The sequence below is a fragment of the Marinomonas sp. A3A genome (genome assembly GCF_018336955.1).
GTDB lineage: Bacteria > Pseudomonadota > Gammaproteobacteria > Pseudomonadales > Marinomonadaceae > Marinomonas > Marinomonas lutimaris.
Map to the genome: position 1 here is coordinate 1,397,446 of NZ_CP025532.1, position 12,957 is coordinate 1,410,402.

The 12,957-nt window shown below is 39.7% G+C and carries 11 protein-coding genes, 1 rRNA gene and 1 other annotated feature; of the genes, 7 read left to right on the forward strand and 5 right to left on the reverse strand.

Features of this window, described 5'->3' with window-relative positions; genetic code table 11:
- The first annotated feature begins 90 nt into the window (after window positions 1-90).
- Window positions 91-192 (forward strand) — a sequence feature (23S ribosomal RNA rRNA prediction is too short).
- Between the two features lie 231 nt (window positions 193-423).
- The 3 genes from rrf (at window position 424) to CYL31_RS06520 (ending at window position 3,285) form a co-directional block, all read left to right on the forward strand.
- Window positions 424-538: ribosomal RNA gene (gene rrf / locus CYL31_RS06510) — 5S ribosomal RNA — on the forward strand.
- A gap of 266 nt (window positions 539-804) precedes the next feature.
- Window positions 805-1,290, forward strand: a complete 486-nt coding sequence (locus tag CYL31_RS06515; protein WP_212918126.1) for a DUF3015 domain-containing protein — start codon at window positions 805-807, stop codon at window positions 1,288-1,290.
- Window positions 1,291-1,407: 117 nt separating this feature from the next.
- Window positions 1,408-3,285, forward strand: coding sequence for an Lnb N-terminal periplasmic domain-containing protein (locus CYL31_RS06520; protein ID WP_212918127.1), 1,878 nt, complete (start codon window positions 1,408-1,410; stop codon window positions 3,283-3,285).
- 43 nt (window positions 3,286-3,328) lie between these two features.
- Here CYL31_RS06520 and CYL31_RS06525 read toward each other — a convergent pair whose 3' ends face one another.
- Window positions 3,329-4,264, reverse strand: a complete 936-nt coding sequence (locus CYL31_RS06525) for a LysR substrate-binding domain-containing protein (RefSeq protein WP_212918128.1) — start codon at window positions 4,262-4,264, stop codon at window positions 3,329-3,331.
- 109 nt (window positions 4,265-4,373) lie between these two features.
- Here CYL31_RS06525 and CYL31_RS06530 point away from each other — a divergent pair, with 109 nt between their 5' ends.
- On the forward strand, window positions 4,374-5,282 hold the full coding sequence (locus tag CYL31_RS06530; RefSeq protein WP_212918129.1) for a DMT family transporter: 909 nt from the start codon (window positions 4,374-4,376) through the stop codon (window positions 5,280-5,282).
- On the opposite strand, the gene CYL31_RS06535 is transcribed toward CYL31_RS06530, so the two are convergent.
- A complete protein-coding gene (locus CYL31_RS06535) occupies window positions 5,268-5,996 on the reverse strand; it encodes a TetR/AcrR family transcriptional regulator (RefSeq protein ID WP_349304768.1) in 729 nt (242 codons plus the stop codon). The genes CYL31_RS06530 and CYL31_RS06535 overlap by 15 nt on opposite strands.
- On the opposite strand from CYL31_RS06535, the gene CYL31_RS06540 reads away from it, so the two are divergent.
- Complete coding sequence (locus tag CYL31_RS06540) at window positions 5,988-8,009, forward strand: oxidoreductase (protein WP_212918130.1); 2,022 nt, start codon at window positions 5,988-5,990, stop codon at window positions 8,007-8,009. The genes CYL31_RS06535 and CYL31_RS06540 overlap by 9 nt on opposite strands.
- 74 nt (window positions 8,010-8,083) lie before the next feature.
- Here the strand turns inward: CYL31_RS06540 and CYL31_RS06545 are convergent, their stop codons facing one another.
- Window positions 8,084-8,437, reverse strand: coding sequence for a YkgJ family cysteine cluster protein (locus tag CYL31_RS06545; RefSeq protein ID WP_212918131.1), 354 nt, complete (start codon window positions 8,435-8,437; stop codon window positions 8,084-8,086).
- A 199-nt stretch (window positions 8,438-8,636) separates the two neighbouring features.
- On the opposite strand from CYL31_RS06545, the gene cls reads away from it, so the two are divergent.
- Together cls and CYL31_RS06555 are read left to right on the forward strand one after the other, a co-directional pair.
- Window positions 8,637-10,091, forward strand: a complete 1,455-nt coding sequence (cls, locus tag CYL31_RS06550; protein ID WP_212918132.1) for a cardiolipin synthase — start codon at window positions 8,637-8,639, stop codon at window positions 10,089-10,091.
- The gene (locus CYL31_RS06555; protein ID WP_249411716.1) at window positions 10,021-10,917 is read left to right on the forward strand and encodes an endonuclease/exonuclease/phosphatase family protein; all 897 of its coding nucleotides are present in this window, start codon (window positions 10,021-10,023) and stop codon (window positions 10,915-10,917) included. Before cls ends, CYL31_RS06555 begins: the two co-directional genes overlap by 71 nt.
- A 21-nt stretch (window positions 10,918-10,938) precedes the next feature.
- Here CYL31_RS06555 and CYL31_RS06560 read toward each other — a convergent pair whose 3' ends face one another.
- Together CYL31_RS06560 and CYL31_RS06565 are read right to left on the reverse strand one after the other, a co-directional pair.
- Window positions 10,939-12,291, reverse strand: coding sequence for a DUF2254 domain-containing protein (locus tag CYL31_RS06560; protein ID WP_212918134.1), 1,353 nt, complete (start codon window positions 12,289-12,291; stop codon window positions 10,939-10,941).
- A 36-nt stretch (window positions 12,292-12,327) separates the two neighbouring features.
- Window positions 12,328-12,852, reverse strand: a complete 525-nt coding sequence (locus tag CYL31_RS06565) for a hypothetical protein (RefSeq protein WP_212918135.1) — start codon at window positions 12,850-12,852, stop codon at window positions 12,328-12,330.
- Between the last annotated feature and the right edge of the window lie 105 nt (window positions 12,853-12,957).

The following is a 12,957-nucleotide window of genomic DNA, read 5'->3' on the forward strand; positions in this document are numbered from 1 at the left end:
CACGCCAGTGGCATTGCCGGGTAGCTATGTTCGGACGGGATAACCGCTGAAAGCATCTAAGCGGGAAGCCTCCCTTAAGATAAGATCTCACTGGGACATAAGTCCCCTAAAGAGCCGTTCGAGACTAGGACGTTGATAGGTTGGGTGTGTAAGTGCTGTGAGGCATTGAGCTAACCAATACTAATTGCTCGTGAGGCTTGACCATATAACACCAAAGTGGTTTTGGATGAGAAGAGTGAAGGCTCAAGATCATCAAAATGACAAAGACACATAGTACGATAGAAACTGGTTTGACCTTGGTTATCACTATTTCAAAATGAATTGTTAAAGATCCAAGCACGTATTCGCGTGTTTTGAGACAAGCTAACGATAAAAAGTCAGCGCACAATATAGTGCACCTCAAAACAAACGCAAAACGAATTGCTTGACGATCATAGAGGCGTTGAACCACCTGATCCCATCCCGAACTCAGAAGTGAAAAGCGCCATCGCCGATGGTAGTGTGGGAGATCCCATGTGAGAGTAGGTCGTCGTCAAGCTTTATATTAAGAAGGCCCTGATAGCTAACGCTGTCAGGGCTTTTTTTCGTCTCAAGGAAATACATCATCCAAGAACCTTTTCTACGTGTGGGGCTGAAAAAATTTAATAAAATAGAGATGTTAAATTTCTACCATCAAAAATAAATATATCGATATTTTATTGTAATTATTTGTCTGTACATACATTGTTATATATCAGTAAAATAAAGTGTCTTAATTGACTTCTTATCAGAGAGTAAATTCTCATCTATATAAAGGATATATATATGAAAAAGTTAGCATTATCACTTGTACTGGCTGGCATGTCAGCGACTTCTTTTGCAGCGGGTGGACATGGCCCAGCTGGTTGTGGTCTAGGTACTGAGTATGTTTTTAAAGATGCAGATGCTTGGTATGAGCATGTAATGGCTGCTACTACAAACGGTACATCTGGTAACCAAACTTTCGGTATGACTTCTGGTACGCTTGGTTGTGAAGACGCTAATGGTCCTCTTTCTGGTAGCGTTGCTGTTTTCTTGAATGAAAATCTTGAGCCTCTAGCTGTAGATATGGCTAAAGGTGATGGCGAAACTCTTAATGCATTTGCATCTTTGATGGGCGTAAAGCCTGAAGATAAAGCATTATTCAACTCTCAAATGAAGCAAAATTTTGATCAAATTTTTGCTTCAGCAAAAGTTACTCCAGTAACTGCGCATGAAGGGATTATGAACGTTATGTCTAACTCCCAAGAGTTGGCTAAGTACTTAGGCTAATTCTAATAATATTTTGCCAAATGAGGGTTATGTCTTTTAGAGACATATGCTCTCATTTTTTTTGTCTATGAAATGGTGGTTTTATCGTATTAACCCCCCTCTAAAAAGTAAGTTTATATGCGTTTTTTAGTTTTTTTATCGTCTGTACTATGTTGTTTATCAGTATTCGGGACTGAATCTAAACCAGTAAATGTAGACGACAGTGCTCTTACAGAGCTTGCACAAAAGCCTTTGTGGTTAGACTTACTGCATTACCACCAAATAGGTGTTATTTCGCCTAATGAAAGTCAGATAGATGATTCGAAGTTTTTTTTATCTCCCCAAGGTAAGATTGATCCTAAAGCTGAGCTAAAAGCGACCTTGATTGCATTTCAAACTCCATTTACAGGCGAAGATGTTAACCAAGCAAGTCAGTGTCTTTATCCAGCAAGGCTTAGTTGGCTGAAAAGTCAGAATCTTGGTATAAGCTTTATTGAGCCTGATTGCCCAGACTTTCAAGATTGGTATGGGAAATTAAATGGTGAAAGTATTTATCTGGTTTTCCCTGCTGCCTACTTAAATAGCCCTTCTTCTATGTATGGACACACATTATTAAGGATTAAAAAGAAAGGTAGTAATTCCCCCTTGTTAGATTACGCTGTCAACTATGCCGCGAATGCTGATCCAAATGATAACCAATTAGTCTTTAGTTATAAGGGGCTTTCAGGTGGCTATCCAGGTGTTATCTCAGTAACGCCTTACTATGAAAAAGTAAAAGAGTATAATTTTTTAGAAAGTAGAGACATTTGGGAATATAAATTGAATTTAACTCAGCAAGAGGTAGATCAGTTTATTCGACACGTATGGGAAGTACGTAATACCTATATGGAATATTATTTCTTTTCAGAGAATTGCTCTTATCAATTATTAGCTATGTTGGATGCTAGTAGTGACCGTTTGAATACTACTAAAAACTTTAATTACTGGGCTATACCAGCAGACACAGTAAGAGAGCTAAAAGATGCTGGTATTTTACAAGATGTAAGTTATCGTCCATCTGTTGTTGCTCAAATGGAGCATATGCTAGATGAGCTAACTCATGAACAAGTAGACCAAGTAAAAGCACTGGTGTTAAATGAGCAGCTTTCGCTGGAAGGCTTATCTGATTTTAGCGAAGATGAGCAAGCACAGATACTTGAGGTTGCTTACCAATATAGTCGCTATCTTTCTGCTAGAGAAAAATCTACATTAACTTATTTGAATTCACGTTCTATTAAACTCCTGTCTCTGCGTAGTAAATACGATACAACGAATGTGTTTTTACCTATTAAAACTCCTGAGATTAGAGATGATGAAGGCCATAAAACACAACGACTTGGTCTTACTTTAGGAGAGGCTGAAGGTGATTACTTCACTCAAATCGAGTATCGCCCGTCTTACCATGATTTGTTAGATGCCAAAGGCGGTTACCTCGAAGGTGCTGAATTATCTATGTTCAGTGGTAGCCTAGGTGTAAGTGAAGATGAAAGCCTTCGTGTTGAAGAAATATCTTTTATTAATATCCGCTCGTTAGCACCTTCTAATGCATTGGTTACCCCTAAATCTTGGCAAATAAATGCTTCTTTAGTGAGAGATTTTGTTATTGATGATGCGATGGTATTCCGTTTAAAAGGAGGGGCTGGGGTTACCGAGAAAGTGTCAAATCATTTATTTACCCTTCTTATAAATGGTAGTGCTTCTGCTAGCGATAAGTATCAAGATACTTATCGACAAAAATATAAAGTCCAAGTAGGGCCACAGCTGCAATGGCTTTACTCAGGCGAAACTCATCGGCTAATGGCTTCTTATGAGTATCTTGATGACATTGACCATCATGAAAAAACTCTCAAAATAGCTAAAATTGAATGGTCTTACTTGGTTGATCCTGATTGGCAAGTTCGTATAAAACTTGAGCAGAAAAAGCAAGACAACTTAAAACAAAATATAGCTCAAGTATCATTATTACACTATTTTTAAAGGGTAAAGGGGCTACGATGAAATTAACTAAGATAATGAAATACTAGTTAGTAAGATTTTTAGCCTCTTTTTTTAGCCAGTTTCTTAAAGACCTTATTGCATCTTCATCCTTTCGACTTTCTTTGTAAGCTATATAGAAGTTGTCTCCAGTCTTGAATGAGCTGCAAGGGAGTCTTATTAGAGTTCTTTCATCATGTTTTTCACTCATCATGTAGTCATTTACAAGTGCGATCCCTAACGAGTGTTTTGCGGCTTCATAAGCCAGCATAAGGTGACTGAATCGATGAAATTGAATGTGTTCAGGTAATGGGTGTTTTAAATTAGCAAACCACCGCTTCCAGTCTTCTATGTGACGATCGTAGATGCTGTATGAAGTAATAAGTGGGAATTGAGCAAGTGAACTAGGAGTCGAGCTTAATTTACTTACTAGCTCTTGATGGGTTATTGCTCCCAATTTATTCTTAATCGTCTCAAAATAGCTTTGGCTGCAAACAGGAAAGAGCTCTTCTTGATAGAGAGATTCAAATAGAAATCCTCGTTTTCCTTTTTCTGTGGTGATAAAAAAGTCTGCAGTTCGATCAGAAAGGTCCGGAGTGCCATGACTCATTTCAATGCTTAGTTCTAGGTTTGGATATAAGTGCTTCAGTTCTGGAAGTCTTGGGATAAGCCAATAGACGGCAAATGAGCTGTATACAGCTAATCTGATATGTGTTTTTTGTTGACCTTTAATGTGGTTTGTCGCCTCTTCAATTTGCAATAATGAATTGCTGATAGAGTCTAGATAATGCTTCCCTTCCTTTGTTAATTCGAGATTTCGTCCTTGCCTATGGAACAGGCTTTCACCTAGGTGATTTTCTAAGATTCTTATCTGATGCGAAATTGCACTCTGGCTGACGTTGAGTTCATTAGCGGCCAGAGAAAAACTGTTTAGCCTAGCAACAGCTTCGAAGACAGGAAGTGATTTTAGAGGAGGGAGCATATTTAATTATCCAAATAACTAATACTTAAAGTAAATATATCATTTTATCTAATGATATAAACTCATTATCCTGATAAAACTAAAAGAATAAATGTCTAGGAGATAAGTTGTGTCGGGTCGTACAGTAAGTAGTGCTATTTTGATTCTTGTGTTAGGGAGCTTTTTTGCGACCTTGTGCGATGTCTTTATTAAGATGGCGGGCGTCGATGTTGCTATTTTTCAGTTTACTTTTTTCCGTGCTGTCTTCATGTGTCTTATTCTGTGTCCTATCGCAGTTGCTAAATACTTGCGTTCACCTAGGTCAATGGCAACCTTGGGTTTAAAATGGCATTTTATTCGAGGGAATATATGGGTTTTAGCAGCCATTCTTCTCGTTATCTCCTTAGCTGAATTGCCTTTAGCGACAGCCAATGCAGTGTTTTACACAGCACCTATTCTAATAATGTTTTTTGGCGCTTTTTTCTATAAAGAGCGCTTAACCGTAGATGTGGTACTTGCTGCTGTATTGGGATTTATTGGAACTTTAATCATTTTGAGGCCTACTGAAGTGACGTTCGCCATGATCAGTGCGATTCTTTTCGCGGTTGTACTAGCGGCAAATAGCTTATTGATTAAAAAGCTGCCTCAAGAACAAAGTATGCTTTATGGTTTATTTGTTACTCAGCTTTTTGCTTTGCCTCTGGCTGGTGGTTTAGCGTTTTGGGAGGGAGAAACGTTTGAACTTGAAATCTTGATTTACGCGGCAATATCTTCAATTTGCTCTATTTTATACAGTGTGTCCTGCCTCATTGGATATCGTTATGTGGCGTCGAGTAAAGTGACTAGCGCAGAATACTCAGGGCTGATTTTTGCATTTTTGCTAGGTTGGTGGATCTTTGGAGAAACACCTGATCTATGGGTTTTTGTTGGATCACTTTTTGTTATTACTCCGTTGCTGTATTTAAGCCATAGAGATATTAGACGATTACGTAAAGAACAATTAATGTCTAATACTCGATCCAATTTAGGCGCTGGCTGAGCAAAGATTTTTAATCATTTGCTCAACCATGTCTGACAAGTCTTCCGTATCTAAATAGATACCATCTATAAACAGTCGGGCTAGTCCGTGAAGGCTAGCCCAAGTAGTTTGTCCAATTCTGAGTGGAGTATTGTTGCTTGGAAGGATATTTTGCTCTTGTAACTCTTCCACCCAGTCTATCCATGCTTTAAATGTTTGCTTAGAAGCTGCTTTTAGCGAGTCACTTGGATTGCCAGCTTTCCATAACGTTCTGCCATACATAAGGTCATAAGTTTCATTATGTTGAAGCGCGTATTCTAAATAAGCATGAATATATTTTTTGAAACCGTCTTCCGCTGTGTTTTTTTGTGCTCTTAAAGCGTGGAGCATTTTCGCTTGCTCGTAAAAACCTTGTTCTGCTAGTGCGCAAAGCAGCGCGTTTTTATCTTTGAAGTGATGGTAAGGCGCCATTCTTGAAACACCAACAGTGTCTGCAAGTTTGCGCATACTTAGACTTTCGACGCCTTGTTCTTTGATGATTAATGAGGCGGATTCAAGTAATGATTTGGTGAGATCACCGTGATGATACTGTGTTTTTAATGTCGACATGGGCTGATTAAATACTTCTATCTTGACAATGTCAAAATGAAAACCTATCTTGACAGTGTCAAAATCGCATGCGGGCAGCTGCAATACCAAAAAATAATAAACAAAGTGAGTCAGATTATGAGCCATTCAACGTATCCACATTTATTTGAACCATTAGATCTAGGGTTTACTCAGCTAAAAAATAGAGTGCTGATGGGATCGATGCATTTAGGTTTAGAGGAAGTGAAGGGCGGAATCGAGAGAATGGCCGTATTTTATGCAGAGCGTGCTCGTGGCGGAGTAGGGCTTATTGTTACTGGTGGCATTGCACCTAACTCTGAAGGTGCTGTTTACGCTGGTGCGGCGACAATGGCATCTGAGGAAGATGTTAAAAAGCATCGAATTATTACCGATGCAGTGCACGCAGAAGGCGGGAAAATATGCATGCAAATCTTGCATACGGGCCGATATGCTTATAATCCAAAACTGGTTGCGCCATCTGCCTTGCAGGCGCCGATTAATCCTTTTAAGCCTGAGGCGTTAACTCCAGAAGGCATTGAAAAACAAATATCTGATTTTATCAATGCCGCTACTTTAGCTAAAAAAGCGGGTTATGACGGCGTTGAGGTGATGGGATCAGAAGGTTATCTGTTGAACCAATTTATTGCTGCTCGCACAAACCAACGTGAGGACGAGTGGGGTGGAGAGTACGATCATAGAATCAAGTTACCGACAGATATAGTGAGACGAATTCGAGAAGCCGTAGGCAGTGATTTTATTATTATCTACCGATTGTCTATGTTGGATCTTGTTGAAGGTGGTAGTGACCTTGAAGAAGTGGTGAAACTTGGACTTGCTATCGAAAAAGCTGGCGCAAGTATCATTAGTACAGGGATTGGTTGGCACGAAGCGAGAGTGCCGACGATTGCTACCAAAGTGCCACGAGCGGCATTCACTTGGGTAACGGCAGAGCTACGTAAATTTTTATCTGTGCCCTTAGTTACTTCTAATCGAATTAATACACCTGAAGTAGCGGAACAGGTTCTGGCTCGTGGCGATGCGGATATTGTGTCTATGGCGAGACCTTTCCTTGCCGACCCTGAATTTGTGTTAAAAGCAGAGCAAAACCGTGCTGACGAAATTAATACCTGCATTGCTTGTAACCAAGCCTGTTTGGATCATGTGTTCGATCAAAAAATGACATCTTGTTTGGTCAACCCAAGAGCATGTCATGAAACTGAGATCATTATTACACCAGTTGATTCTCCTAAGCGTATTGCCGTTGTTGGAGCTGGCCCTGCAGGTTTAGCGTTTGCTACCACGGCGGCAAGACGGGGTCATATTATTACGTTATACGACGCGGGCAATGAAATTGGCGGGCAATTTAATATCGCCAAACGCATCCCCGGCAAAGGTGAGTTTTATGAAACTTTGCGATATTTTGCGCGTCAGGTAGAACTGACAGGCGTTAATCTTCAGTTGAATACCCAGGTTGATGGTGAGCTTCTAAAAAAAGAGAAGTTTGACGAAATCGTACTAGCAACCGGCATCTTGCCTAGAACTCCAGAGATTGAAGGCGTAATACATCAAAAAGTACTGAGTTACTTAGATGTGATGAGTGGTCACCCTGTTGGTAAACGAGTTGCCGTTATTGGCGCCGGTGGCATTGGTTTTGATATCAGCGAGTATTTAATTCATTCGGTAACTCATAAAGAACAAAAGATTGAGGACTTCATGACTCAGTGGGGCGTGGATATGAGTTTTTCCGCTCGTGGTGGCGTGGAAGGTATCAAACCTGTGTTTGCAAAAGCTGAGCGTGAGGTTTTCTTATTACAACGTAAGAAAAGCAAAGTGGGGGCTAACTTAGGCAAAACGACAGGCTGGATTCATCGTACAGAATTGTCGAAAAAAGGTGTCGTTTTTTTATCAGATTGTGATTATCAACGAATTGATGACGAAGGGCTGCATTTAACGGTAAATGGCGAAGCTCGTTGCCTTGAGGTGGATACGATTGTTGTGTGCGCAGGGCAAGAGCCAAATCGATTATTAGAGGGTGAAATTGGTCATGCGGTGCACTTTATCGGTGGTGCTGATGTGGCTTCTGAACTGGATGCGAAGCGGGCTATTAAGCAGGGTACCTTGTTGGCTTGCTCGTTATAATTAGGTAAAAGGATTAGAGAGTGATGGTTAAAGATATTGATTCATCACTCTCATTATTTATTAAGCATGAATATTTACACTAACACTTGCCTAGTCGTGGCTATGTAGTAATGAACTTGATCCTCAATTTTAGAATCAACCATGGTTTCTGGACCACAATCATTAGGGCAGGCCATTTTGGGAGTGGTGCCGAAAAGTCGGCAAATTAGTGGGCGCTCATCGTACACCTCGCAACCATTTGGTCCTAAGTGAACGCAATTGAGCTCTTCTAAAGCCGCATCGTGCTCTGCATCTGATTTAATCGGCAGACGTAACATTTCTTCCGAAGAGGCTGTGACAGGCCCGCAACAATCGTGACAGCCCGGTTTGCATTTGAAGGTCGGTATTCGCTCACGCAGTCGTGCAATAATCTCTCGGTCATTGGTCATATATTCCAGCCTTTAGGTCGATGTTTTAGCACTATTACAGATACGGTGAGCTTATTTTTTGTCAGAATTCCTTGTAAGCCTTCTGTAAATTACTTTATCTCGGTGATTAATGCTGTAACTTATCACTATAAAACACGTGATTAAAGCTGAAGTTATTGTCGAATATCATACTGATAGCACATTATTTGAGTTGAGGTTTATGCAATTATTTGAAGCATTGGTTGAATTAATTAGTTTCCACTGGGTAACTATCATCGTTGTTGTGCATATTGGCTTGTCTGTTGTGACGTCTTTGCATGTGTTGCTGTTTAAAGAAAACGAACGTACTTCTCTTGCTTGGATTGGTCTTGTTATATTTTCGCCAGTGCTAGGCAGTTTGTTCTATTGGTTATTTGGTATAAACCGTATCAAGCGTATAGCAAAGAGAGAGCACCCTCAAAAACTGAGGCAAGATTTTCGTTACCAAGAGGATTGTATTGATTTTCATGGACAGCCTGAACACTGGCACTCGTCGATTATTGCTGGATACACCATTCATCCAGTGAATTATGTTGATGATAATAGTATTGAGCTTCTTGTTAATGGCGATAATGCTTATCCAGCAATGATTAAATCCATTCAAGCAGCAAAACATCATATTGTGTTATCTAGCTATATATTTGATTACGACTCATTAGGTCGGAAGTTTGTTACGGCATTAGCGCAGGCACAAGAACGAGGTGTAGTTGTTCATGTATTGTTAGATGGGATAGGGGTAGGCTACAGCTGGCGTAAATCTGATAGGGCATTAAAGCGACGAGGCGTGAGAACTGCTCAATTTTTACCTGCGATTTCATTGACGAGTATTCGTTTCATTAACCTAAGAAACCACAGGAAAATACTCTGTGTCGATGGTGAAGAAGCTTATATTGGTGGTATGAATATCAGTAAAAGCAATCTGGTTAACTCTGCAAAACACCCGATAGATGATGTCCATTTTAAGATAACAGGTCCTGTTATTGATCAGATTAGCCAAGTTTTTATAGAAGACTGGTTTTTTGCAACAAGAGAGTTGATTCAATTTCCTTCCTATAGCCCAAGCACTCCGAAGGTAAAAAATGATAAATCCGTTGTCGCTAGAGTCATTCAAGATGGCCCAGATGAGCATCATAATAGGATACGTTGGACATTAATTAACGCACTCGTTTGTGCGCAAAAAAGCGTTAAGATCATTACTCCTTATTTTATTCCTGACCAAACATTAATGACATCTCTTCATGCCGCGGCTTTGCGTGGCGTATCTGTTGAAATTGTTGTGCCGGAGCATAGCAATATTCTATTTGTTGATTGGGTTATGGAAGCCAATTATCCAAGAATTATAGAGCACGGTATAAAAATATATAAAAATAAGCGACCGTTTGATCACAGTAAAATAGTGCTTATTGATGATGTCTGGTCATTTATAGGTTCCACTAATTGGGACGCCAGAAGTTTAGAGTTTAACTTTGAAATCAATTTAGAATGTTTTGATACGAATCTGAATACGCAGCTTACGGAATTGTTTGAGTCCAAAAAATTCAATGCTGAGCGTGTGTTAGAAGAGGATGTTCGAGGATTGTCTATTTACAAGAAAGTTCGTAATAACTTATTTCGTCTGTTTTCTCCATATTTGTAATGCGACCTCTTGTTCGCCGTCATTATCATTTTTAAGGGCTGTTTTTATTATGATGAAAAGTCGTTATAGCACCGTTGAATCGTTAAAAATAATGGGTAGCGCTTCGAAACAGGTGATAGGGCCAGATATCAAGGTATTGTTGTGGAATGTCTTTAAATGCAAACGAAAGGGCTGGCAGAATGATTTTACTTCTCTTATCGACGATAAAGATTTAATCCTGTTGCAAGAAGCCATTCTAAACTCGCCCTTTGACGAAATGTTTAATCATTCTTCTCAACATCAGTGGATTATGGCGAGCAGCTTTAAAAACGTAAAATCTAACATTGAAACGGGTGTTAAAACCGGATCAAGCGTTGTGGCAAATAAGCATTTTTTTTCAGCATCTACTCATAGTGAACCTATTACCAAAACCAAAAAAATGGTGTTAGCGACCGAGTATCCGTTAGCGAGTACAGTAGAATCTTCTCTTGAGCAGTCGTTGCTCGTTATCAATACTCACATGATTAACTTTGTTTCTTTCGAAAAATTCAGAGCGCATCTTGATCAAGCTTTTCAGGCTCTAGAGCATCATAGTGGTCCGATATTATTGGCCGGTGACTTTAATACTTGGAACAAAAAAAGAATGCAGTATTTTGATGAGCTTGCTATGTCATGTTCGTTAAAAGAGGTAAATATCACGCGTCAACCAAGATTAGGTCATTTATTCCGTCACCTTGATCATATCTATTGTCGTGGGCTCGACATTACCGATGTGCATGTTCATACAGATATTCATTCTTCTGATCACTACCCAATCAGTTTGTCACTTCGTTTCGCAGACGATTAAGCTTTTTTCGCTGTCGGTTTTTTATACATTATCTAATAGTTTACTCAAGGCTTGTAGGCGAACGGAGACTTCCTTTCTGTCCAAATCTACTAGTTGCTGTTGCTCTAATCCATGTTCGATCATGAGCTTCTGATGACGGACAAAAGACCAATGAGTTGCATGATTTGCTTGTTCAGCAATACGAATTAAACCTTCCAATTGACGTAATCGCACAGCTAGGCACGACTGTGAATATTGGCGGATTTGATCAAAAGCAATGTTCGCTAGATTTTCGAATGATGTCGTTTTGTAGGTTATTCTCTCTATGCCATTTTCATTATAGGTAATGCCTTCAGGGAAGTTTTTTTGAGTCAAATCGCAAATCGCTGCCGTGAGTTTATCAATGCAGGCGATGGCCGAATAGGGATCGTTTATGCCGGGAGAAAGGGCTCTTAAGGCAATCTCAACTAATTGATGAACGGCAAATTCTGGGTCTTGTATCGGTGTGCGTTTGGGTCCCAACGTGAAGCACTCGTGCAGTCTTTGTTCATCCTCTACTGAAAAGTTTTCGATGTCGCTTGTCATCACAATCATGCGGTTGACGACAAAATCGCCCGGATTAACTGAAATATCCAGATGACCGTTTAGTTTGTTCATTAAGTCAGTTAGGTTCGCGTAGTTTATGGCTTGAATGTAACCACATGAATGGCTCTTGAATTTGAACTGTTTTCTATTGTTTTTTGTTTGCGTTGAATCTTTGGACTGGTTTTTGTTAGCAGAGGAGCAGGTGTCTTCTTCCTCTTTTTGCTGTTTAAATATCTGATTGATGCTGTCTTGCAGTTCTTTATAAACGTTGTCTATGACGCTGTCAGATTGCAGGTTGAGAGAAACATGGTGAATAAAGTAGATTAGCAGAAGAATGCCGAACAGTGTCATAGCAATTGCGCCAGCAATAGTAAGACCCGGAAGGAAGTCTCCATCGGCAAAATCATCGGTTGTTCGAACCAGAATCAGGCAGTATACAAATAATGAGATAAAGGCGCCGAGTACGACTTGGGTGCTAGAGTCTTCCATAAAGTTACGTATTAACCTCGGGCCAAATTGGGACGAGGCGTTAGTCAGGGCAACAATGGTAATAGAGAAGGTGATACTGACGACAGTCATGACACTAGCAGCAACCGTAGTGAGAAGGTCTCGAGTAATACTTGCATCGGCGTGGTATAAAAAATTCAACCAACTTAACGAGTTTAGGCCTGCGTATAGATCAATGAGCAGCAGTGATATGCAGCCTAAAATGGTGAGTGATAAAATCAAACATGGAGTAAACCAGAAGCTGGTTTTAACAGCATCATACACTTTTAATATGTTGGTATTTTTTATCGTTGATAATGGCAAAAGGATACGTCCTTGTTTGTTGTTTAAAATTGGCGGTTACTGACTTTTTTCGTTTGGCTCGCCAGTCTTTAGTAGTTTTAGTAGGTCTTCTCTTTCTATGCTGCCTTTTAGTGCCAAGTCCAGCTGATATTGATATTCGTCATTCCAATCTGTGGTCCTTGGACTGAGCGCCGCAAGATCTCCCATGGCTGACTTCATAACCTTCAAAAAAGCCTGAATATTTCGTTCTTGGTCGACCAAAATGTTTTTTAATGCGGTTGCGCTGCTGTGTCTTAGATAGAGTTTAAGTACATCATTTTGTTCTTCGATCGCTTTTATTTTGGCATCTTGCTTAGAAAGTGATTGCTCAAAATTTGAGAGTACAGCACTTTGCTCTGTGATCTTTTCGGTGACTAGGACGTCTTCTTTCGAAGATTGGACAAGAAAGTAAGTAACGCCAGAAGAAGCGGCAACACTAAAAATAAAACATAGAAAAAAAGCGATAATAAGCATGATTGGCTTTTTTTTAGGCTTAGGCATTTCTTCCTGAATTTTTTTCTCATCATTAGGTTTTGATGGCATGGTATTTCCTTTTTATTCTATTCACATATCGAAATTAATAGTGTGCTTGTTTGTCTGAAAAGGACAAGGCTTTTGTTAACTATGATTCTACCGAATAGTGATGAT